The organism is Dietzia sp. 2505, from assembly GCF_040546785.1.
Lineage (GTDB): Bacteria > Actinomycetota > Actinomycetes > Mycobacteriales > Mycobacteriaceae > Dietzia.
In genome coordinates, this window is the sequence record NZ_JBEPON010000002.1 from 455,494 (window position 1) to 476,924 (window position 21,431).

At 72.2% G+C, this 21,431-nt stretch carries 19 protein-coding genes; 6 read left to right on the forward strand and 13 right to left on the reverse strand.

All coding sequences use genetic code 11. The features are described from left to right. The first annotated feature begins 14 nt into the window (after positions 1-14). The gene (locus ABIE38_RS05840) at positions 15-710 is read left to right on the forward strand and encodes an exonuclease domain-containing protein (protein WP_354054442.1); all 696 of its coding nucleotides are present in this window, start codon (positions 15-17) and stop codon (positions 708-710) included. Positions 711-720: 10 nt separating this feature from the next. Here ABIE38_RS05840 and ABIE38_RS05845 read toward each other — a convergent pair whose 3' ends face one another. The 6 genes from ABIE38_RS05845 to ABIE38_RS05870 form a co-directional block, all read right to left on the reverse strand. Continuing rightward, positions 721-1,803 (reverse strand): uroporphyrinogen decarboxylase/cobalamine-independent methonine synthase family protein, encoded by a 1,083-nt coding sequence (locus tag ABIE38_RS05845; RefSeq protein WP_354054443.1) that lies wholly within the window; start codon positions 1,801-1,803, stop codon positions 721-723. Then, on the reverse strand, positions 1,800-2,930 hold the full coding sequence (mnmA, locus tag ABIE38_RS05850) for a tRNA 2-thiouridine(34) synthase MnmA (protein WP_354054444.1): 1,131 nt from the start codon (positions 2,928-2,930) through the stop codon (positions 1,800-1,802). The genes ABIE38_RS05845 and mnmA overlap by 4 nt, the downstream gene beginning before the upstream one ends. Further along, positions 2,927-4,123 carry a cysteine desulfurase family protein gene (locus tag ABIE38_RS05855; RefSeq protein WP_354054445.1) on the reverse strand — a complete coding sequence of 399 codons (1,197 nt, stop codon included), beginning with the start codon at positions 4,121-4,123 and terminating at the stop codon, positions 2,927-2,929. The genes mnmA and ABIE38_RS05855 overlap by 4 nt, the downstream gene beginning before the upstream one ends. A gap of 93 nt (positions 4,124-4,216) precedes the next feature. Continuing rightward, on the reverse strand, positions 4,217-5,167 hold the full coding sequence (locus ABIE38_RS05860; RefSeq protein WP_354054446.1) for an electron transfer flavoprotein subunit alpha/FixB family protein: 951 nt from the start codon (positions 5,165-5,167) through the stop codon (positions 4,217-4,219). 51 nt (positions 5,168-5,218) lie between these two features. After that, positions 5,219-6,004 (reverse strand): electron transfer flavoprotein subunit beta/FixA family protein, encoded by a 786-nt coding sequence (locus ABIE38_RS05865; RefSeq protein ID WP_179525538.1) that lies wholly within the window; start codon positions 6,002-6,004, stop codon positions 5,219-5,221. Positions 6,005-6,126: 122 nt separating this feature from the next. After that, a complete protein-coding gene (locus tag ABIE38_RS05870; protein WP_354054447.1) occupies positions 6,127-7,758 on the reverse strand; it encodes an AMP-binding protein in 1,632 nt (543 codons plus the stop codon). A 219-nt stretch (positions 7,759-7,977) separates the two neighbouring features. Between ABIE38_RS05870 and ABIE38_RS05875 the strand changes: the two genes are divergently transcribed. After that, positions 7,978-9,348 (forward strand): outer membrane protein assembly factor BamB family protein, encoded by a 1,371-nt coding sequence (locus tag ABIE38_RS05875; protein ID WP_354054448.1) that lies wholly within the window; start codon positions 7,978-7,980, stop codon positions 9,346-9,348. On the opposite strand, the gene ABIE38_RS05880 is transcribed toward ABIE38_RS05875, so the two are convergent. The 3 genes from ABIE38_RS05880 to ABIE38_RS05890 are packed head-to-tail and all read right to left on the reverse strand — an operon-like array spanning position 9,339 to position 12,216. Further along, the gene (locus tag ABIE38_RS05880; RefSeq protein ID WP_354054449.1) at positions 9,339-10,565 is read right to left on the reverse strand and encodes a THUMP-like domain-containing protein; all 1,227 of its coding nucleotides are present in this window, start codon (positions 10,563-10,565) and stop codon (positions 9,339-9,341) included. The genes ABIE38_RS05875 and ABIE38_RS05880 overlap by 10 nt on opposite strands. Positions 10,566-10,576: 11 nt before the next feature. Further along, positions 10,577-11,377 carry an NUDIX hydrolase gene (locus tag ABIE38_RS05885; RefSeq protein WP_354054450.1) on the reverse strand — a complete coding sequence of 267 codons (801 nt, stop codon included), beginning with the start codon at positions 11,375-11,377 and terminating at the stop codon, positions 10,577-10,579. Beyond that, positions 11,374-12,216, reverse strand: coding sequence for an ABC transporter ATP-binding protein (locus tag ABIE38_RS05890; protein ID WP_354054451.1), 843 nt, complete (start codon positions 12,214-12,216; stop codon positions 11,374-11,376). The genes ABIE38_RS05885 and ABIE38_RS05890 overlap by 4 nt, the downstream gene beginning before the upstream one ends. A gap of 153 nt (positions 12,217-12,369) precedes the next feature. Between ABIE38_RS05890 and ABIE38_RS05895 the strand changes: the two genes are divergently transcribed. After that, a complete protein-coding gene (locus tag ABIE38_RS05895) occupies positions 12,370-14,388 on the forward strand; it encodes a maltotransferase domain-containing protein (protein WP_354054452.1) in 2,019 nt (672 codons plus the stop codon). Positions 14,389-14,399: 11 nt separating this feature from the next. Next, a complete protein-coding gene (glgB, locus tag ABIE38_RS05900) occupies positions 14,400-16,739 on the forward strand; it encodes a 1,4-alpha-glucan branching protein GlgB (RefSeq protein ID WP_354054453.1) in 2,340 nt (779 codons plus the stop codon). Between the two features lie 38 nt (positions 16,740-16,777). Here glgB and ABIE38_RS05905 read toward each other — a convergent pair whose 3' ends face one another. After that, complete coding sequence (locus ABIE38_RS05905) at positions 16,778-17,707, reverse strand: tetratricopeptide repeat protein (RefSeq protein WP_354054454.1); 930 nt, start codon at positions 17,705-17,707, stop codon at positions 16,778-16,780. A gap of 35 nt (positions 17,708-17,742) precedes the next feature. Next, positions 17,743-18,942 carry an acetyl-CoA C-acetyltransferase gene (locus tag ABIE38_RS05910; RefSeq protein WP_354054455.1) on the reverse strand — a complete coding sequence of 400 codons (1,200 nt, stop codon included), beginning with the start codon at positions 18,940-18,942 and terminating at the stop codon, positions 17,743-17,745. 76 nt (positions 18,943-19,018) lie between these two features. Between ABIE38_RS05910 and mce the strand changes: the two genes are divergently transcribed. Next, positions 19,019-19,489, forward strand: coding sequence for a methylmalonyl-CoA epimerase (gene mce, locus ABIE38_RS05915; protein ID WP_354054456.1), 471 nt, complete (start codon positions 19,019-19,021; stop codon positions 19,487-19,489). Positions 19,490-19,523: 34 nt separating this feature from the next. Further along, positions 19,524-20,447: a coiled-coil domain-containing protein gene (locus ABIE38_RS05920; protein WP_354054457.1), complete on the forward strand. Its 924-nt coding sequence runs from the start codon at positions 19,524-19,526 to the stop codon at positions 20,445-20,447. Here ABIE38_RS05920 and ABIE38_RS05925 read toward each other — a convergent pair. Together ABIE38_RS05925 and nucS are read right to left on the reverse strand one after the other, a co-directional pair. Continuing rightward, the gene (locus ABIE38_RS05925) at positions 20,428-20,730 is read right to left on the reverse strand and encodes an Rv1322 family protein (RefSeq protein ID WP_259843874.1); all 303 of its coding nucleotides are present in this window, start codon (positions 20,728-20,730) and stop codon (positions 20,428-20,430) included. The genes ABIE38_RS05920 and ABIE38_RS05925 overlap by 20 nt on opposite strands. 13 nt (positions 20,731-20,743) lie before the next feature. Then, positions 20,744-21,424 (reverse strand): endonuclease NucS, encoded by a 681-nt coding sequence (nucS, locus tag ABIE38_RS05930; protein ID WP_354054458.1) that lies wholly within the window; start codon positions 21,422-21,424, stop codon positions 20,744-20,746. Between the last annotated feature and the right edge of the window lie 7 nt (positions 21,425-21,431).

The following is a 21,431-nucleotide window of genomic DNA, read 5'->3' on the forward strand; positions in this document are numbered from 1 at the left end:
CCTACGGTGACCGCATGAACCCAGAGATCATCACCCCCGTCTCCCTCGACCGGAACCGACTGCTGGCCTTCGACCTCGAGACCACCGGGCCCGATCCCCGTACCGCGCATGTCGTCACCTCGGCCCTCGTCGCGATCGACGGGCCCAGCAAGGTGGAACTCACCTGGATGGCCGACCCGGGCATAGATATCCCGGAGGGAGCCACGGCGGTGCACGGCATCACCACCGCCCAGGCCAGGGCACACGGGAGGCCGCATGCGGAGGTGGTGGCCGAGACCATCGCCGGGGTCCGCGCGGGTTGGCGGGAGGGGCGGACCCTGGTGGTGTTCAACGCCGCGTACGACCTCACCATCCTCAGGAGATGGGACCCCTCGTTCGAGGTGCTCGGCCCGGTTCTCGACCCCTACGTCGTCGACCGGGCGACCGACCCGTACCGCAGGGGAAAGCGCACCCTCGAGGCCCTGTGCGCCCACCACGGCGTGCGGTTGGACGGTGCGCACGAGGCCGCGGCCGATGCGCTCGCGGCGGCCCGCCTGGCGTGGAAGCTACTCGGCTCTCTCCCCGAACTGACCGGCGCGGACTGGCGCGCGGTCAACGCGCAGCAGGCGCAGTGGCACGAGACGCGCCAACGCGATTTCGCGGCCTACCTCGAGCAGTCGGGCAAGGACGCCTCGGACGTCAACACACAGTGGCCGATCGCCGTCACCTAGACCGGAGCGGTTACTCGGCCAGTCGCGGAGCGGCCTCGGCCACCCGACGAACCGACGCCAGTGCCTCCACCGGGGTGAAGCGGCCCGAGGTCATGTCGTCCACGGCCGGGGTGAGTACCAGCTGCCCCAGACCGGTGTATCGGGGCGCGCTGAGGCGCTCGAGCAGCGCCAGGATCGCGGACACATCGCGTTCCACCTCCGGGCCGGAACGGGGCGGCCGCGGAGATCCCGGCAATCCCTCGAGTTGGAGGATCCGCCCTCCGCCGAGGACCGTGCCGGCGGCGTCGAGCGCGGAATGGGAGGTACCCGAGTGGAGGAGTCCGGCCGGGACGCAGAGCCCGTCGAGGGGCACTTCACCGTCCGGGGCCTCAGCGACCGAGGACCACCTCGCCGGAGCCTCGGCTCCGGCACCGGCGGGGAGGCGGAGGATCACCTCGGCCACCCCGTTGCGGCGCAGGACGTCGGCGAAGCGGCACAGTGACAGCGACAGCCGATCCTCCGGCACGGCCGCGATCGGGTCGAAACGGCTGGGTCCGGCCACCGTGCCGGCCGCGACGTGCCAGAGCATCGGCTCGTCGAGCACGACCCTCGCGCCGACGCCCAGTCGCCCCGCCAGCCGGGTGACGCGGGCGGCCACGCCTTCGGCCAGAGCCTCCGCGAGATCCCTGCGGGCCCCACGATCGGTCAGGACCGGCAACCCGGCGGGCAACTCGAGGTGCGCGGCGAGCGACCAGGGGCCCAGAGCCCGCACCACGAGACGCCGATCCGCCGCGGCCCGGTCGACCTCGGGATCCCGGACCGCCTCGTCGGCCTCCTCCAGGGCATCGAGGTCACGGTCGAGCAGGTCGGCGGCCGTGCGTGCGTGGCGCCCCGGCGAGCCCGCGAGACGCCAACCCCGGGGGGAGACGTCGACCGGGAGGTCCGCGAGCATGGCGATGGTCCTGCCCACCTGATCCGCGCCGAGGCCCCGGTCCGACAATTCTGGCAGGAACGGCATCCCGTGACATTCACCCAGCACGACCCGCGCGGCCTCCCGAGGGTCCACCCCGCGCATCGGGCCGGGGCCGGTGTGACCCGGCTCGACCGCGGTCACGAGGTGCCCGCGACCGGGACAGACGCGGTGATCGTGCCGCTTCCCAGCACGCGGTCGCCTGCGGGCTCGGGCCGGTAGAGCACGGCCGCCTGACCGGGTGCGACGCCGCGCACGGGCTCGTCGAGGGAGATCTCCAACCGGGCGTCCGGCCCGTCCCCCAGCCGTCTCACATGTCCCGGTGTCGCCTCACCGTGGGCACGGATCTGCACGTGACACGCGGTCTCGCGGATGTCGTCGTCCACCAACCAGTAGGGCGAGGTCGCGGTCATCCCCCGGGACAGCAGGTGATCCGATCCCCCGACGGTCACCGTTCCCGTGCCGGCGTCGATCGACGTGACATACCTGGGGCGACCGTCGGCCGCCGGACCCGGCAGACCCAGTCCCTTTCGCTGGCCGATCGTGAACCCGTACACGCCCTCGTGCCGACCCAGTTCGTCACCGGTGTCGGCGTCGACCACCGCACCGGGACGCAGACCGATCCGCGCGCCGAGGAACGCACGGGTGTCCCCGGAGGGGATGAAGCAGATGTCGTGGCTGTCAGGCTTGGACGCGACGGGCAGTCCGGACGCCTCGGCCTCGGCACGGACCTCGGATTTGTGGGAATCCCCCAGCGGGAACATCGAGTGCGCGAGCTGCTGCGGGGTGAGCACCCCGAGGACATAGGACTGGTCCTTGTCGGGATCGACCGCCCGGCGCAGGACGGCGCGTCGGTGCCCGGCGCCGGTCTCCTCGTGGGACAACCGGGCGTAGTGACCGGTGGCCACCGCGTCGAACCCGAGCGCCATCCCGCGGTCGAGGAGGGCCTCGAACTTGATCCGCTCGTTGCAGCGCAGACACGGATTGGGGGTCTCCCCGCGGGAGTAGGACTCGACGAAGTCGTCGATCACGTCCGCCCTGAACCGGTCGGCGAAGTCCCAGACGTAGAACGGGATCCCCAGCAGATCGGCCACCCGGCGGGCGTCTCCGGCGTCCTCGCGCGAACAGCAGCCACGGGAGCCCGTCCGCAGGGTCGCCGGGTCCGCGCTGAGGGCCAGGTGCACACCCACCACCTCGTGCCCGGCGGCCACGGCGCGAGCAGCGGCGACGGCGGAGTCGACCCCCCCGCTCATCGCGGCGAGGACCCTCACGACGCCGTCACCCCGGACCCGATCAACCCGAGGCCCGCGACCCGGGCCCTCTCGGCGGCGGGGGCGAGGGCGGCGATCGCCGCGTCCACGTCGTCCTCGGTCGTGGTGTGACCCAGGCTCAGTCTCAGACTGCTCCTCGCTGCCGCCTCACCGGCGCCCAACGCCAGCAGCACGTGGCTGGGCTCGGCCACCCCCGCGGTGCACGCGGACCCGGTGGAGCACTCGATTCCCGCGGCATCGAGCAGCAGGATGAGCGACTCCCCGGAGCATCCCGGGAAGGTGAGGTTGGCGATCCCCGGCAAGCGCTCGCCACCGCCGTTGGCGATGGCGTCGGGAACCCGGGCGAGGACCCCCGCGACCAACCGGTCCCGCAGGCGCCCCAGTCGGACCGCCTCGGCGTCCATGTCACGGACCGCCTCGTCGAGGGCCGCGGCCATCGCGACGACCCCCGGGACGTCGACCGACCCCGACCTGAGATCGCGCTCCTGACCACCGCCGAAACCGACCGGGAGACACTCCGCGCCGCGGTCGATGATCAACGCCCCGACGCCGAGCGGCCCGCCGAACTTGTGGGCGGACAGGCTCATCGACGTGACCCCGAGCGCGCCGAAGTCCACCGGGACGTGGCCGACGGCCTGGACGGCGTCGGTGTGGACCGCCGCGCCGACGGCCCTGGCTGCGGCGGCCACCCCGGCGACATCGGTCAGGGTGCCGATCTCGTTGTTGCCCAACATGGCGGCGACGAGGGCCAGCCGTGGCCCCACCTCGTCCGCCAGGCGCCGGACCGAGTCGGGAGCAACGGCCCCACGCCGGTCCACGGGCAGGACGCGGACGTCCACGCCTCCACCGCGCGCGGTGGCCAGGTGGGTCGCCGAGTCGAGGACCGAATGGTGCTCGGTCGCCCCCACGGCCACGACGTCACCGCCCGAGGCGGCCGCCTGGCCCAACACCGCGAGGTTGTCGGACTCGGTCCCGCCGGAGGTGAACACGACCTCGGACGGCCTGCACCCGAGATGCGCGGCGAGCGATTCGCGGGCCTCCTCCACCCGGCGACGGGCGCGGCGGCCGGCTCCGTGGAGGGACGAGGCGTTACCGACGGTGGCGGCCGCCTCGGCGTAGGCGGCCAGGGCCGACGGACGCATCGGGGTGGTCGCGGCGTGGTCGAGATAGTGCGCGGTGCGGATCGTGAGCATGACGTCGGCAAGAATACGCCCGAACGCGCCGGACCCCGGCACCGCAGGGGTGCCGGGGTCCGGTCGGTACTGCTGGACGCTGTCGCGCCGAACTCACTTACGGGCGTTGATGGCCTCGGTGAGCTGCGGGGCGACGTTGAACAGATCGCCGACGACGCCGTAGTCCGCGATCTCGAAGATCGGGGCCTCCTCGTCCTTGTTCACGGCGACGATCGTCTTGGACGTCTGCATTCCGGCACGGTGCTGGATGGCGCCCGAGATCCCGAGGGCGATGTACAGCTGCGGCGACACGGTCTTGCCGGTCTGACCCACCTGGAACTGACCCGGGTAGTACCCCGAGTCGACGGCGGCACGCGAGGCACCGACCGCACCCTTGAGCGAGTCGGCCAGCGGCTCGACGACCTCTTCGAACTTCTCCGCCGAACCCACGCCACGACCACCGGCGACGACGACGGTCGCCTCGGTGAGCTCGGGACGGTCGCCACCGACGATCGGGTTGCGGGAGATGACCTTGGCGGCGTTCTCGGGCTCGGGGACGTCGACCTCGACGACCTCTCCGGCACCGGCGGACGGCGACGCCTCGACGGCGCCCGGGCGCAGGGTGTAGATGGGCGTGTCGCCGGCGACGGTCGCCTCGACGGTGAAGGCGCCACCGAAGATCGAGTGGACCGCGGACCCGTCGGACTTGATCTCGACGACGTCACACAGGGTGCCGGAACCGGTACGGGCCGCGAGGCGACCCGCCACCTCCTTGCCCTCGAACGTGGCGGCCAGGACGATCGCCGCCGCGCCCTGCTCGGCGAGCCCGGCGAGGACGTCGACCTTGGGCGTGACGAGGTAGTTCTGCACCGCGTCACCCTCGGCCACGTAGATCTTCTCGGCGCCGGCCTCCTTGAGGGCGTCGGTGAGCGCAGCGGCGGTGCCGGTCTCACCGAACACGACGGCGGACGGCTCACCGAGCGCGCGTGCGGCGGTCAACAGCTCGAGGGTGACCTTCTTGAGTTCGCCGTCGACGTGCTCGACCGCGACGAGGACTTCAGCCATGGTGGATTCTCCTTGAAAAAGACTGGTGGGAGTCGGTCGGGGTGAGCGCGATCAGATGAGCTTCTGCGCGACGAGGTACTTGGCGACCTCGTTGCCGCCCTCGCCCTCGTCGGTGAACTTCTCACCGGCGCTGCGCGGCGGCTTGGGGACGGACGACGTGACGGTGGTCGCCGCGTTGTCCTTGCCCACCTGGCCGGCCTCGACGTTGGTGTCGGCCAGCGTCAGGACCTCGACCGGCTTCTTCTTGGCGGCCATGATGCCCTTGAAGGAGGGGAACCGCGGCTCGTTGATCTTCTCGCCGACCGACACGACGCAGGGCAGTGACGCCTCGATCTCGAAGATGCCCTCGTCGGTCTCCCGCTCGCCCTTAATGGTCCCTCCGGAGACCTCGAGGGTGCGCATGTGGGTGACCTGCGGCAGGCCCAGGTACTCGGCGATGATCGCCGGGACGCTGCCCATGCGGCCGTCGGTGGCCTCGTTGCCACAGATGACCAGCTCGGTGCCCTCGATGGTGCCCAGCACGTTGGCGATCGCCCACGCGGTCTGGACCACGTCCGAGCCGTGGAGCGCCTCGTCGTTGAGGTGGACGGCCTTGTCGGCGCCCATCGACAGCGCCTTGCGGATCGCCTCGGTGGCGCGGTCGGGACCGGCGGTCAGGACGGTCACCTCTCCACCCTCGGCCTCCTTGATCTGGAGAGCCTGCTCAACGGCCTTCTCATTGATCTCATCGAGAACCGCGTCCGCGGCCTCGCGGTCCAGGGTGAAGTCCCCATCGGAGAGCTTGCGCTCCGAGTAGGTGTCCGGAACCTGCTTGATCAGTACGACGATGTTCGTCATGGGCCTGCGTCGACCTCCTGCGAGTCGGGGCTGGGTGCGATCCGAACTGGCCGGGCGCACCGGATTGTGGTCCTGGGGACAACAATAACGTCACCCGGGCCCACCCTGCAGGAGCGGGGCCGTCAGTTGATGCGCTTGTCCCACCCCGACCACGCCGCGTCGCGGAGTTCGTTCTTGCGGACCTTACCGGTCGAGGTGCGCGGCAGGGCCTCGGTGAGCTCCACCGCACCGGGCACCTTGTACCGGGCGATCCTGGTCCGGCAGTGATCGATCACACCGTCCTCGTCGAGGTCGGAACCGGGTTTCACCACGACGTACGCCTTCGGACGCTCACCCCACTTCTCGTCGGGCATCGAGACCACCGCGCAGTCCACCACGTCGGGATGCGCCGCGATCGCCTGTTCGACCTCGATCGTGGAGATGTTCTCGCCGCCCGAGACCACCACGTCCTTCGCACGGTCGAGCAACTGCACGTACCCGTCCGGGTGCATCACGCCGAGGTCACCCGAGTGGAACCAGCCACCGGCGAACGCGGTCGCCGTGGCCTCGGGGTCGGCGAAGTACCCCTTCATCACGCCGTTGCCGGTCATGACGACCTCGCCCATCGTCACACCGTCGGCCGGGACGTCCACGAGGTGCTTCTCGCCGGGGCTGGTCCGCTCGACCACCCGGACCGTGTCGGCGTGGATCATGGCCACGCCCTGCCGGGACTTCAGGCCCGCACGCTCGTCCGGGTCCAGGTCCGTCCAATGGGGCTGGGGGGTGCACACCGTGAACGGCCCGTAGGTCTCGGTGAGCCCGTACACCTGCGTCACGTCGATGCCCAGGTCCTCGAAGCGGCGCAGGATCGTGGGCGAGGGCGGGGCTCCGGCGGTGACCATGCGGATCCCCGTCACCGGCCGGGCCGCCGGGTCGTCGGCGATCGTGCTCAACACGGCCGGGGCGCCGGCGAGGCGGTTGATCCCCTCGTCGTCGAACAGTCTCCAGATCTCATCGCCCCGGACGGCGCGCAGACACACGTGGGTGCCCGTCGCGCCGGTCAGGGCCCACGTCGTGCACCACCCGTTGCAGTGGAACATCGGGAGCGTCCACAGGTAGCGCGAGTTCGCGTCCAGACCCTGGGTGATGATCTCCCCGAGCGCGTTGAGGTAGGCCCCGCGGTGGGTGTACATGACGCCCTTCGGGCGCCCGGTCGTGCCCGAGGTGTAGTTGACGGCGATCACGGCGTCCTCGTCCTCCACCGTCCACGACACCGGCTGCGGGGAGGCCAGTGCGAGGCCCTCCTCCAGCGCCTCGGCGCGGGGGCCGAAGCGGGTCGGATCCGGTTGGGTGCCGTCGGCGTCGGGGGTCACCAGGATCAGGCTGATCGACTCCGGGACCTCGTCCCCCAGCCCGGCCAGGAGACCGGCGTCGGCGATGAGCACCGAGATCCCGGCGTGCTCGGCGATGTACGAGACCTCCGGGGCCGCGAGGCGGGTGTTGAGGGCCACCACCGCCCCGCCGGCCAGCGGGACCGCGAACTGTGCGAGCAGCGCCTCGGCGGAGTTGGGGGCGAGAACCCCGACGCGGTCGCCCCGGGCGACCCCGCGCATCCGCAGGAGTGAGGCCAGCCTCGTGGCGCGATCGGCGAAATCCGCGTAGCTCTGGCGTCGGGGGCCGTCCACCACCGCGGTCGCCTCGGGGACCACACGGGCGGCCTTCTCCAGGAAGCTCAGCGGGGTGAGAGCGGTGTCGAGTCCTGAGCTGGCTGTCATCGCGGATGGTCCGCCTCTCGTGAAATGTCGAACTGGTCGCGGGTGGTCACGGTCACGGTAACCGCGGGGGCCGTCACGCGCCCGGGGATTACGCCCCGATCCCCCCTGTCCCCCGACCACCCGGGCCCGTCGCGCGGGTCCGCCGGTGCGTCCGACGGACCGTGCGCCGGCGGTCGGACTACTCTCTGTCCTGACGATCTGACGTGAAGGGGACTCTTGGTGGCACCGGCATCGATTCCGCGGCGGACCGCACCCACCGCGCGGGCTCTGGCGGTCGGTGCGATCGCGGTCGGGCTCGCCGCGGGGTGCGCGTCCGCCACCGAGAGTGGCGGCGCCCGCCTCGGGCAGGCCGCGAGCTGGTCGTCCGTCACCGGAGGACCCCCGAACTCCGGACGCGCCCACGCGGCGGTCTCCGAGTCTCCCGGACTCGTCTGGTCACGGCCACTGGGCGCGCCCGCGACCGGGGTGGCGGGTTCCGACGGGATCGGCACGTTCTTCCAGGCCACCGTCTCCGAGCGGGGGTGCAATCTCTTCGCCCTGACCGCGGACGACGGGCGCAAGCGGTGGTGTCTGCGCCTGCCGACGGACGGACCGCGGATCACGGCGACCGTCGACGGGCGCGGGTCGCTGTTCGTGCCCATGTACGGCGGGGTGGGCGCGGTGTCCGCGGAGGGTGAGAACCGGTGGTTCGCCGGGACCCGGGGAATCCCCACCACCATCACGCTGCTCGACAACCGCCATCTGCTGGTGATCTCCCACCTGGGGATCGTCCGCGTGATCAACACCCAGACCGGTCTGGACGTCTCCTCCGAGTTGCCGGCCGCCGGCGAGATCGCGCCGTCCGGTCCCGGGTTCGGGTCACCGTGGTGCGGTATCGGCGAACGCGGGTGCCCCGCACCGGGCCCCGCGGCGGTCGACACGGGGACCGGGACCGCCTATCTCACCACCTGGACGCCGGGGGAACCGGCACCCGAGCTGGTCGCCGTGCGGTTCACCGCGGACGAGGCAGGGCGTCTGGAGGTCGCGTGGCGTACCGGTCTTCCCGAGGGACGCCTCGGGGTGCCGGTGGTCCTGTCGGATGGCCGGGACGAGGTCTACGTGCACTCCGGTGACGGCACCCTGACCGCCTACTCCACCGCGGACGGGTCCCCCGTGTGGTCGTCCCCCATCGGGTACCGGCCAGACACACCGCCCGCCCTGCTCCCCGACGGCACGGTGGTCACCGGCGGTCGCACCACCACCGTGTGGAGGGGGCCGGACGACGACCACGACGCCGACGCCGGCCCGGCGCCCGTGGTGGCCGTCCGCGGGGAGGACGGCGAGGGCCGCGAGGTGTGGCGGCGCGACGACCTGCGTCAGCTCACCAACCCGGCCGCCACCGGGGACGGCCGGGTGCTGGTCGCGGTCCGGTCGGGTGGGACCGACGACGAGCCGGGCATCGGGCTGCTCCTGCTGGACGGTGCGGACGGCAGCACCCTCCACGAGATCGCGGTCCCGGCCGCACGGGGTCCCGTCTCCGGCCTGAGCGTGGACGACGACGGCCGCATCGCGCTCACCACCGCGGTGGGCGCGGTCTACGTCTACGAGTGAACTCCGTCGGGCTGTTCGGTCCGCGGCCCGCACACGAACACCACCGCCGATCTGTCGATCCTGGTGACCACCAACGCGAGCGGCCGGGAGCCTCCCGGCGCCAGTGAGCGGCGCAGCACGTCCGGGTCCGTGTCCACCCCGCGGACCAGGATCTCCAGGGAACCGCAGTCCCGCCGTCTCAGGGCCTTCCGCAGTTCCTTGCGGTCGAGTCTGCACCGCTCCAGCACCTCGAACCCCGTGTACCCGCCCGGGATCCGTGGTCCGGTCAGGTGGGCGATCCGTGGGTCGAGTTGACGGAGCCCGTGACGGCGGGCCCAGTGGCGCACCAGGCCGGCGCGGACGACGGCCCCGTCCGGATCGACGATGAACCGGTCCGCCTCGCCGTGGGCGTCGACCTCGTCGTCGTCGCCGTCCGTCACCTCCTCCACGTGGACGGCCAGGCCTCCGGTGACCAGTCGGGGTGGCCCCCACGGCGGGGGCGCCCCCGCCCCGGTGGTACGGACGACGGTCGCGCGGCGCCGCACCCCCGCGGACAGGCCCGGCGACCACAGACACGCCTCGCGCACCGACCCGTCCAGGGAGACCAGTTGGACCTCCCCGGAATGGTCGAGCACGGAGGTGTCCAGACCGGGAGCGCACTTGATCACGTGGTCCCGGTCGCGGGCCACGGCCAGGAGGTCCGGCAGCGGAGGGCTGAGCTGAGCGGGGTCGTGGATCCGTCGGCCCCCGGACCGTCGGGCGGGGTCGGCGAGCAGCACGGTGTCCCGGCTGGGTGGCGCGAGGGCGTCCGCCACGCACACCAGCGCGCCGGGCACGTTGTGTGCGGCCATCCGGGCCCGTACCCGGTCGAGATCGGAGCCGACGACCCAGTCCGCGGTCCGCACCAGTTCGGCCAGTTCGGCCCCCACCGAGCAGGTGACGTCGTGGACGTCCCGGCCCGCCAGTCGCCCGGCCCTGAGCGCGGCGACCGGCCAGGCGGTGGCCTGTTGCACCGCCTCGTCCGTCAGCAGCATCCGGTCGGCCCCCCGGACCCGCCCGTCGGCTCGCCGACGTGCGGTCACGACGTCGATCGCCGCGGCGGCGTGCCCGGGGTCGACGCGCCGCACGGCGGCGGTCGAGGCGACCATCCGCCCGCGGGACCAGTCCAACCCGGCGGCAAGCGCGAGCAGGTCCCGGCCGGCGTCGGTGAGCAGGAAGTCGAGGTCCTCCGGGGTCACCGCCCCACCACCTAGTTGCCGCCCGGCGCGATGGACCGGACGGTGGCGAGGAGTTCGGCGACGTCCGTCGCCGTCGCGAGGTCGGCGAGCACATCGAGGGTCGGCCGGAGCATGCCCAGCCGCCCCAGGGTCCCCGCGGTGGCGGCGTCGTCGGCGCGCATCCAACCCACCGCGCGGGCCTCGCTCGTGACGCCGTCCGGCTCGGCCCCCGGAGGCACCGCGGCCACGAAGAACAGGGTGTCGTACCGACGGGGGGGCCCGGGCGGCGTGGTCCACCGGTCCCACGGACGCAGGAGGTGCGCGGACAGGACCAACCGGTGCGCCGCCAGCAGGGAGTCCAGGTCGCCCTCCCCCGCGTCGAGCGCGCGACGCTCCCGGGGGCCGGGTCGATCCCCGGGGTTCGCCAGCCCGGTCGCGGCCGAGTCGGGCCCGGTCGCGGCGGAGTCGGGCCCGGGCTCGGGTTCGGGTTCGGGCTCGGGTTCGGCCAACAACACGCCGGTCTCCTCGAAGAGTTCACGCACCACCCCCCGGACGGCGGCGGCGGCGCGCTCCTCCCCGATTCCGAAAGCCTCGGCCCACCAGTGCGGGTCCGGCCCATTCCAGGGCCGGGTGCCGCCGTAGTCCCGCGGCTCGACGCCGCCCCCGGGGAAGACAGACATCCCGGCGGCGAACTGCATGGTGGCCACGCGGTGCTGGAGGAACACCTCGAGCCCACCGCCGACGCGCGCGTCGCGGACCAATGCAACCGTGGCGGCCTCACGGACGGGGACGGCCCCGGGCGGGGTCGCCACGGGGTCGGCGGTGCGGTTCACGGCCGCCGGTGTCGGCCGGACCGACGCGCCCGGCGCGCGAAGAACCGCCCGTCGATCGCGTCGACGACGATCGACTGCGCGAACGCGGCGCTGAGGTTCTCCGAGGTGATCACGTCGTCGATCAGACCGGTGGCCGTCACCCCTCCCTCCGCGAGCAGCATCGCATGGGTGAAACCCGGGGGTATCTCCTCCACGTGGTGGGTCACCAGGACGGTGGCGGGCGCGTCGGGGTCCAGTGCCATGTCCGCCAGACGGGCGACCAGATCCTCGCGACCTCCCAGGTCCAGCCCCGCCCCCGGCTCGTCGAGCAGGAGTAGCTCCGGGTCGGTCATCATCGCGCGGGCGATCAGCACCCGCTTGCGCTCACCCTCCGAGAGGGTGCCCCAGGTGCGGTCGGCCAGGTGCTCTCCGCCGATCATCTCCAGCGTGTCCGCCGCGCGGTCGAAGTCGGCCTGGTCGTAGGCCTCCCGCCACCGGCCCAGCACGGCGTACCCGGCGGAGACCACCAGGTCCTTGACCACCTCGTCGCCGGGTATCCGGCCGGCCACCGCGGCGGACGACAGGCCCACCCGGCTGCGGAGCTCGGTGACCTCGGTACGACCCAGTTGCTCCCCCAGGATCACCGCCGAACCCGTGCTCGGATACTCGAGCGCCGACGCGATCCGGAGCAGCGAGGTCTTGCCCGCACCGTTGGGGCCCAGGACGACCCACCGCTCGTCCAACTCGACCTGCCAGGTGACGGGACCCACCAGCGTCCGGCCGTCCCTCCGGAGCGAGACGTCGGTCAGGTCCAGGACGAGGTCGGGATCGGTCTCGATAGGCGTTCTCACGGACCCCATCTAACCCCCTAAGCGGTGGCCGGGTGGCGAGGAACACGGCTCGTGCGGGTGAACACCCGCGCGACGCCCCTCCCCGATCGACGCCCGCTTCGATAGCGTCGTGTGCGTAGAGGCGTCCGCACCCCGGAGCCCGCAGCCGAGAGGAGCACCGACGTGAACGACCGTCTGGCCATCGACGAGGTCCGCCCCCTGGTCTCCTGCGGGAGGTTCCCCGCCAAGTCGGTCGTGGGTGAGGTGGTGCCGATCTCGGCGACCGTGTGGCGGGAGGGCCACGACGCGCTGTCGGCGAGCCTGGTGGTCCGCCGTCCCGGTGGGGCCTCCTCCCGGACGACGATGTCCCCCGGGGCGGAGGCGGACACCGTCCACGCGCTGCTCACCACCGACGCCCCCGGGATGTGGTCGTTCCGCGTCGAGGCCTGGTCGGACCCGTTCGCCACGTGGAACAGCGGCATCGTCAAGAAGATGGACGCCGGTCAGGGCGCCGACGTCCTGGGCAACGAGTTCGAGGTGGGCGCGCGGGTCCTCGACGCCGGCGCCGCACAGGCGACCGCAGCGGGCTCCCCCGACCGGGCAGCGCTCCTGACGGATGCGGCCACCGAACTCCGCGGCACCGGGGACGCCCGGACCCGGACCTCGCGGGCGCTGTCCGACGAGGTCGCGGCCGCGATGGCCGCCGGACCGGTCCGCGAGCTGGTGACCGCCGGTCAGACCCACCGCGTCTGGGTCGACCGGCGCGAGGCCCAGTTCAGCTCGTGGTACGAGTTCTTCCCCCGCTCCACGGGCGGGTGGGACGAGCAGGGCCGGCCCGTCCACGGCACCTTCACCACCTCGCGCACCCACATCGACCACGCCGCCGACATGGGGTTCGACGTGGTGTACCTGCCGCCCATCCACCCGATCGGGGTGGTCAACCGGAAGGGCCGCAACAATTCGCTCACCCCGGAGCCGGGCGACGTCGGCTCGCCCTGGGCGATCGGTTCCGCGGACGGCGGCCACGACGCGGTGCACCCGGAACTCGGCACCATCGAGGACTTCCGCGAGCTGGTCGACTACTCCGCCACGAGGGGTGTCGAGATCGCGCTGGACCTGGCGTTGCAGTGCGCGCCGGACCACCCGTGGGCGCAGTCGCACCCCGAGTGGTTCACGGTGCTGCCCGACGGCCACATCGCCTACGCCGAGAACCCGCCCAAGAAGTACCAGGACATCTATCCCGTCAACTTCGACCTCGACCCCGAGGGGATCTACGCCGAGGTGCTCCGGGTGGTGCGGCTGTGGACCTCCCTGGGCGTACGGATCTTCCGGGTGGACAACCCGCACACCAAACCGGCCGACTTCTGGAGCCGCCTGATCGCCGAGGTCAAGCGCACCGAACCGGACGTGCTGTTCCTCGCCGAGGCCTTCACCCGTCCCGCCCGCATGTTCGGTCTGGCCAGGCGGGGTTTCTCGCAGTCGTACACCTACTTCACCTGGAAGACCACCAAGTCCGACCTGGTGGAGTTCTGCGAGCAGCTGCTGACGCACGTGGACGAGGCCCGGCCCAACATGTTCACCAACACCCCGGACATCCTCCACGAGTCACTGCAGCGCGGGGGCCCCGCGATGTTCGCGATCCGGTCGACGCTCGCGGCCACGCTGTCCCCGGCGTGGGGCGTGTACTCGGGCTTCGAGCTGTTCGAGTGGCAGCCCGTCGCCGACGGCAGCGAGGAGTACCTGGACTCGGAGAAGTACGAGCTCCGACCCCGGGACTTCGCCGGCGCCGAGGCGGCGGGCCAGTCCCTCGCGCCGTGGCTCCGGACCCTCAACCGGATCCGTCGCGAGCACCCCGCCCTCCAGCAGCTGCGCACGCTGCGGTTCCACGACGTGGACAACGACCAGATCCTCGCCTACTCCAAATTCGACCCCGCCACCGGCGACTGCGTCCTCACGGTGGTCTCACTCGACTCGCACGGTGTCCAGGAGGGCACCCTCAGGCTGGACATGGCCGCCCTCGGGTACGACGACGACGCCCGGTTCAGCGTCCACGACGAGGTCTCCGGCAACGAGTTCCACTGGGGTTCGAGCAACTACGTGCGACTCGAGCCGTGGACGGCGGTCGCACACATCGTCGTGGTCCCGCCGTGCGACGAAGCACGTAGGGTCGAACTGACCTACCGCACGCACATCGTGGATTGAGGGACAACGGCATGGGAAAGCACCACGGCAAGGGCCGACCCGCTACCGAGAGCTCCGCCACGGCGCCCGGCAGGGTGCCACCGCCCGTCGACCCCGAGGCGGCCTGGCGGACGCCCGAGGAGGTCGCCCGCGACGAGGCGGGGCGGACGCCGGCGCCGGCCACCCCCGGCGAGCCGTCGGGCGAGATCCCCCGGGAGGATCTGGGCGCGCTCCGCTCGGGCGCCCACCGCGACCCGCACTCGGTCTACGGCGCCCACCCGACCGGGGCCGGTTCCGTCGTGCGGACCATGCAGCCCGGTGCCACCTCGGTAGAGATCGTGCTCGGCGCGCGCACCGTGCCCATGGAACCGCTCGGCGACGGCATGTTCGGGGCGGGGTTGCCCGAACGGGACGTCCCCGACTACCGGTTGCGGGTCACCTACCCGGACGGGCACACGCGGACCGTCGCCGACGGGTACCGCTTCCTGCCCACCCTGGGCGAGATGGATCTCCACCTGATCAACGAGGGCCGGCACGAGCGGCTGTGGACCGTCCTCGGTGCGCACGTCCGCACGTACGACACCCCCGGGGGGCCCGTCACGGGAACGTCCTTCGCCGTCTGGGCCCCGAACGCCCGGGGCATCAGCGTCGTCGGCGACTTCTGCGGGTGGAACCCGATCGCCCTGCCCATGCGCGCGATCGGCGCCTCGGGAGTGTGGGAGCTGTTCGTTCCGGACGTGACTGACGACGCCGTCTACAAGTACTGCGTCCGCGGCGCCGACGGCCGGACCGTCGACCACGCCGACCCGCTGGCGGTGGCCACCGAGGTGCCCCCCGCCACCGGGTCCAAGGTGTTCACGTCCGGTCACGAGTGGAACGACGACGAGTGGGTCGCCGGCCGGGCGACGCGCGACCACTCGCGCTCCCCGATGACGGTCCTCGAGGTGCACGTGGGCTCGTGGAGGCCGGGACTCGGCTACCGCGAGTTCGCCCACCAGCTGGCCGACCACGTGACCGAGACCGGCTTCACCCATGTCGAACTGATGCCCGTGGCCGAGCACCCCTTCGGCGGGTCATGGGGCTACCAGGTCTCCTCCTACTACGCCCCCACCAGTCGCTTCGGCACCCCGGACGACCTGCGCTACGTGGTCGACCACCTGCACTCGCGCGGCATCGGGGTGCTGGTGGACTGGGTGCCCGCGCACTTCCCCAAAGACGAGTGGTCCCTCGGCCGCTTCGACGGGACCCCGCTGTACGAGCACGCGGACCCCCGTCGAGGCGAGCAGCCCGACTGGGGCACCTACGTGTTCGACTTCGGTCGTCACGAGGTCCGCAACTTCCTGGTGGCCAACGCCCTGTACTGGGCGGAGGAGTTCCACGTCGACGGCCTGCGTGTGGACGCCGTCGCCTCGATGCTCTACCTGGACTACTCGCGGAACGAGGGCGAGTGGACCCCCAACCGCTACGGCGGTAGAGAGAACCTCGAGGCCATCTCGTTCCTGCAGGAGGTCAACGCCACCGTGCGCCGGGAACACCCCGGGTTCCTCATGATCGCCGAGGAGTCGACCTCCTGGGGCGGCGTCACCGCACCCACGGACACCGGCGGTCTCGGGTTCTCGATGAAGTGGAACATGGGGTGGATGAACGACACGCTGCGCTATGTCGGCCTCGACCCCGTCTACCGGGGGCACCACCACGGCGAGGTCACCTTCTCCCTGATGTACGCCTGGAGCGAGCGCTTCGTCCTCCCGCTCAGCCACGACGAGGTGGTGCACGGCAAGGGCTCGATGTGGCAGCGGATGCCGGGGTCCTCGTGGGACCGCGCCGCCGGGTTGCGCGGGCTCTACGCCTACATGTGGGCACACCCCGGGAAGAAGCTCATCTTCCAGGGGATGGAGTTCGGTCAGGTCGGCGAGTGGAACGACGAACAGGGCGTCACCTGGGAGAACCTCGAGGGCTGGGAGGGCGAGTACCACCGCGGCATCCTCGCCTCGGTACGGGACATGAACGCCCGCTACGCAGAGAACCCCGGTCTCTGGACGCTCGACGACGACCCGTCGGGTTTCTCGTGGATCGACGCCAACGACTCCGATCACAACGCGCTGTCGTTCCTGCGCACCGATCACGCGGGCAGCACGATCGCCTGTGTGGTCAACTTCTCGGGCCGCACCCTGGACGACTACCGGATCGGTCTGCCCGAGGCCGGGTACTGGGAGGAGATCCTCAACACCGACGCCGAGGCCTACGAGGGGTCGGGGACCGGCAACCTCGGCGGGGTCCACGCCGAGGAGCGGCACCACCACGGCCGCTCCCATTCCGCGGCGATCACCGTCGGCCCCCGCGCCGCGGTGTGGTTGCGGCACACGCGCTGACGTCGGGCGACACGCCGACCGCGGGCGGCCCGCGGGCCTCAGTACAACGCGTTGGCGAGGTTCCGGCGGGCGTCCAGCACCCGCGGGTCGTCCGCCGGGAGCGCCTCGAGGAGATCGACCAGGCGGGCCCGCAGCGTCGCGCGGTCGTCGCCCGCGCTCACCCGGATGGCGTCGACGAGGACCGCGAACGCCGGCTCGTACTCCCCGCCGACGAGTGCCCGGTCGGCCGCCCGCAGGGCCGCGGGGACGGTGCCCTCTCCCGCGTCGGCCTGCTCCGCCGCGCGCCGGGCGGCCTGCACGTACCGCAGTGCTTCCAGAAGAGTGTGGTCACCGGGGCGTGAGTCCACCAGGGCGGTGAAGCGCTCCTCCGCCGTGGCCAGCTCTCCGTCCGCGAGGGCGTCCTCGGCCGCGTCACGCTCGGTGTCCGCGACCTCCTCCGGCTCCCCGCCCGACTCGGCCTCGGGCATCCCGCTGAGCTTGCCCTCGGTGGCCTGGAGAACGGCCGCGATCCACTGCCGGAGGGCGTCCTCGGGCTGCTCCCCCTCGAAGTCCGCGAGCGGCCGCCCCGCCGCGACGGCGACGACGGTCGGGACCGCCCGCGCCTGGAACGCCTGCGCGATCCCCGGTGCGGCGTCCACGTCGACGACCGCGTGCACCCACTGACCACCCGCCTCCTCGGCCAGCGAGGAGAGCAGGGTGGTCAGTACCGTGGGCGCCCGCCGGGACATGAGCTCGACGACGACGGGGACCTGCGTCGACCGGACCAGTACCTCCTGCTCGAACGTGGTCTCGTCGACCTCGACGAGCGTCACCGGACCGGAGCCGGGCCCCGCTCCGGGGGCGGCGGTGGCGGGGTCCCGCTTCGCCTCCGCCCGTTTCTTCAACCCCGAGAGATCGACGGCGCCGGCGAGGGACGCCGCGAGCTTCTGCTCGGAGGCGGACGGGGGTCGGTTACCTGGTCTCGTCACGCCGTCGATCCTGCCACGACCGGTCCGATCGGGTGTCAGCTGGTCGCGGGGACGCGGATCAGCAGGGCGTCTCCCTGCCCGCCGCCGCCGCAGAGGGCCGCCGCCCCGAGGCCGCCGCCGCGGCGGGCCAGCTCCAGTGCGAGGGTCAGGACGACGCGGCTGCCCGACACACCGATCGGGTGCCCGATCGAGATGGCACCACCGTTGACGTTCACCTTGTCGGGGCTCACCCCGAGGGCCTTGGTCGAGTGCAGACCGACCGAGGCGAAGGCCTCGTTGAACTCGAACAGGTCGATGGAGTCGACCTCCACGTCCGCGCGACGGCAGGCGTCGAGGACCGCGTCCGCGGGCTGGTGCTGCAAGGTCGAGTCCGGGCCGGCGACTGTGCCGTAGCCGACGATCTCGGCCAGCACCGGCCACCCCTCCGCCTCCGCGCGGGCGGCCGTGGTGACGATGACGGCGGAGGCGCCGTCGGAGATCTGGGAGGAGGAGCCCGCGGTGATGGTCCCGTCCTTCGCGAACGCGGGCCTGAGTTTGCCCATCGACTCGGCGGTCGACTCGGCGCGGACACCCTCGTCGGTCTCCACGATCGTGTCGCCCTTGCGGCCCTTCACGGTCACGGGGACCACCTCGTCCGCGAACCGACCCTCGGCCCACGCGGCCGCGGCGCGCTGGTGGGAGACGGCCGCGAACTCGTCCTGGTGCTCACGGGTGATCTCCAGCTCGGCGTTGCGCGCCTCGGTGAGCGCACCCATGGGCTGGTCGGTCGGCACGTCGTGCAGGCCGTCGTAGGCCATGTGGTCCAGGACCTCGATGGAGCCGTACTTGTACCCGGCCCGGCTCTTGGGCAGCAGGTGGGGCGCCTGGGACATCGACTCCTGGCCGCCCGCCACGACGACCTCGGAGTAGCCGGCGCGGATCGCCTGGTCCGCCAGCGCGATGGCCGTCAGGCCGGACAGGCACATCTTGTTGATGCTCAGCGCGTCCACCCGCTGGGGGATCCCGGCGGCCAGCGACGCCTGACGCGCGGGCATCTGCCCGTTCCCGGCGGACAGCACCTGACCCATGATCACCTGGTCGACGGCCTCGGCGGGCACACCGCCCCGCTCGAGGGCACCGCGGATGGCGATCCCGCCCAGTTCGGGGGCGGACAGGGAGGACAGACCGCCCTGGAGACGGCCGAACGGGGTGCGGGCCCCGGAGACGATGACGGTGCGGGTTGAGTCGGCGGACATTGCGGACCTTCCATTCGAGGGGCTGTACGTGTACACGCCAAACTACCGCCTGCCGGCACCGACTACCGTGGTCCCCATGACCACTACCCCAGCCAGCCAGCCCCTGCTCCCCGCCGATCTCGTCGTGGCCATCGACCACGTCGGCGTGGCGGTTCCCGACTTCGACGCCGCCGTGACCTGGTACCGGGACAACCTCGGGATGGAGAACCTGCACGAGGAGGTCAACGAGGAGCAGGGAGTGCGCGAGGCCATGCTGGGGTCGCCCGGCCGGCCGGACGGGAGCGCGCTCCTCCAGGTCCTCGCGCCCCTGGACGAGTCCTCGACGATCGCCAAGTACCTGGATCGCAACGGCCCGGGCATCCAGCAGATGGCGGTCCGGGTGACCGACATCGAGGCCATCACCGAGCACCTCACCGGACGCGGTGTGCGGGTGCTGTACCCGGCACCGAAGAGCGGCACGGCGGGTTCACGGATCAACTTCGTCCACCCCAAGGACGCCGGGGGCGTGCTCCTGGAGCTGGTCGAGCCGGCCGCCGGGTCGCACTAGGGTCCGGGCGAGGCCTCCCCGCTAGGGTGGGGCCATGTCGAGCACACACATGCCCACCACGGGCGCCGACCCTTTCGCCGTGGTCCGCAAGGGCTTCGACCGTGACCAGGTGACCTCCACGCTCACGCGCCTGGAGGCCGAGGTGGAGCTCCTCCGCGCGGACCGCGACGCCGCCGTCGAGCGGGCCGAGCGGGCTGCCGCCGAGGCCGCACGGGAACGAGCCCGGGCCGCCTCCCTCGAGGCCCGGGTCGCGGAACTCGGGCGGACCCCGGTCACCAACGAGCAGATGTCAGACCGCCTGTCCACGATGCTGACCCTCGCCTCCGCCGAGGCCGAGTCGATTCGCGACTCCGCCCTCGCGGCGGCCGACCGGGTCCGGGCCGACGCCGAGGAAGAGGCCTGGAACCTCCGGGAGACGGCGCGACGCGACGCCGCGGCAGACCGCGACGCCGCCACCGCGGAGCTCACCGCGGCCCGCGACCGGGCGGCCGCGGTACGGACCGAGCAGACGGGGATCCTCGACGCGGCGCGCTCACGGGCCCGGGAGATCATCCTCGCGGCGGAGCGGGAGGCCAGGCGGCTCGACCTGGAGGCCGCTCACCACCGGGATCTGATAGACGAGGATCACCGCATCGCCTCTGATGCGAGGAGAACGGAGTCCCTGCTCGAGGACCGGGACCGGCAGGCGGCATCGATCGCCGCGGCGGACGCCGTGAGACGCCAGGCCGAGGAGAGGGCGCGGGAGACGGTCGACCGCGCCGCGTCCGAGGCGGCATCGCTGGTCTCGACGGCGCGTCGACACACCGAGGAACTGCGGTCGGTCCGGGAACGCGTGATGGCCGATCTGGCGGCGATCCGTGCCCGGCTGGAGCCCATTCCCGGCCGGCCGGACGACGACATTGTCATGCCCGCCGACCCGGGGCTCGTCGACCCACGGTTCAGCTCCACCGACGGGTGAGACCCCGGCTCCCCCTCCCGGACCAGCATCCGCTGTGCCAGTGGCGGCGCTCGTCGTCGCCCCCCGGCCTGTCCGGCCACGCCACCACGTGCGGCGTTCCGGCGGGGACCACCTGGTCGCATCCCGGGCAACGGTAGTCCTTACCGGCACGCGATCCGGGGACACGCCGGACGTGGTAGTCGTCCGGGTCACCCGACGGGCCGGACTCGAGCGCACCGCCTCCGGGCCCCTCCCGCCGGGGCGCCGGACGACCCGTCCCCGCGCGTCTGTGACGTCTCGGCACCCGGTCCCCGCCCTCAGAACAGCCGCAGGTCCGTCGACTCGATCCCGCGGAGCGAGTCGTAGTCGAGGGTCACGCAGCGGATCCCCCGGTCCTCGGCGAGGGTACGGGCCTGAGGTTTGATCACCTGGGCCGCGAACACCCCGCTCACCGGGGACAACAGCGGGTCGCGGTTGAGAAGTTCCAGATACCGCGTGAGTTGCTCCACGCCGTCGATCTCACCCCGACGCTTGATCTCGACCGCGACGGTGACGCCGTCGGCGTCCCGCCCCAGGATGTCGACCGGGCCGATCGCGGTCATGTACTCGCGGCGGACCAGGCTGTACCCCGGCCCCAGGGTCTCGATGTGTTCGGCCAGCAGTTCCTGGAGGTGAGCCTCGACGCCGTCCTTGACCAGCCCGGGGTCCACCCCGAGCTCGTGCCGGGAGTCGTGGTGGACCTCGGAGAGCGTGATGCGGAGTTGTTCGCCGGCCTTGTTCTCGACGATCCAGAGAAGGTGCGCGGGGTCATCCGGATGCTCCCGCTCGACCAATGAACAGGGTGGCGTCATCCAGTTGAGCGGCTTGTACGCACGGTCGTCGGCGTGCACGCTGACGGACCCGTCCGCCTTGACGAGCAACAGCCTGGGCGCCATGGGCAGGTGGGCCGTCAGACGGCCGACGTAGTCGACCTGACAGGTGGCGACGACGAGACGCACGGTTCCT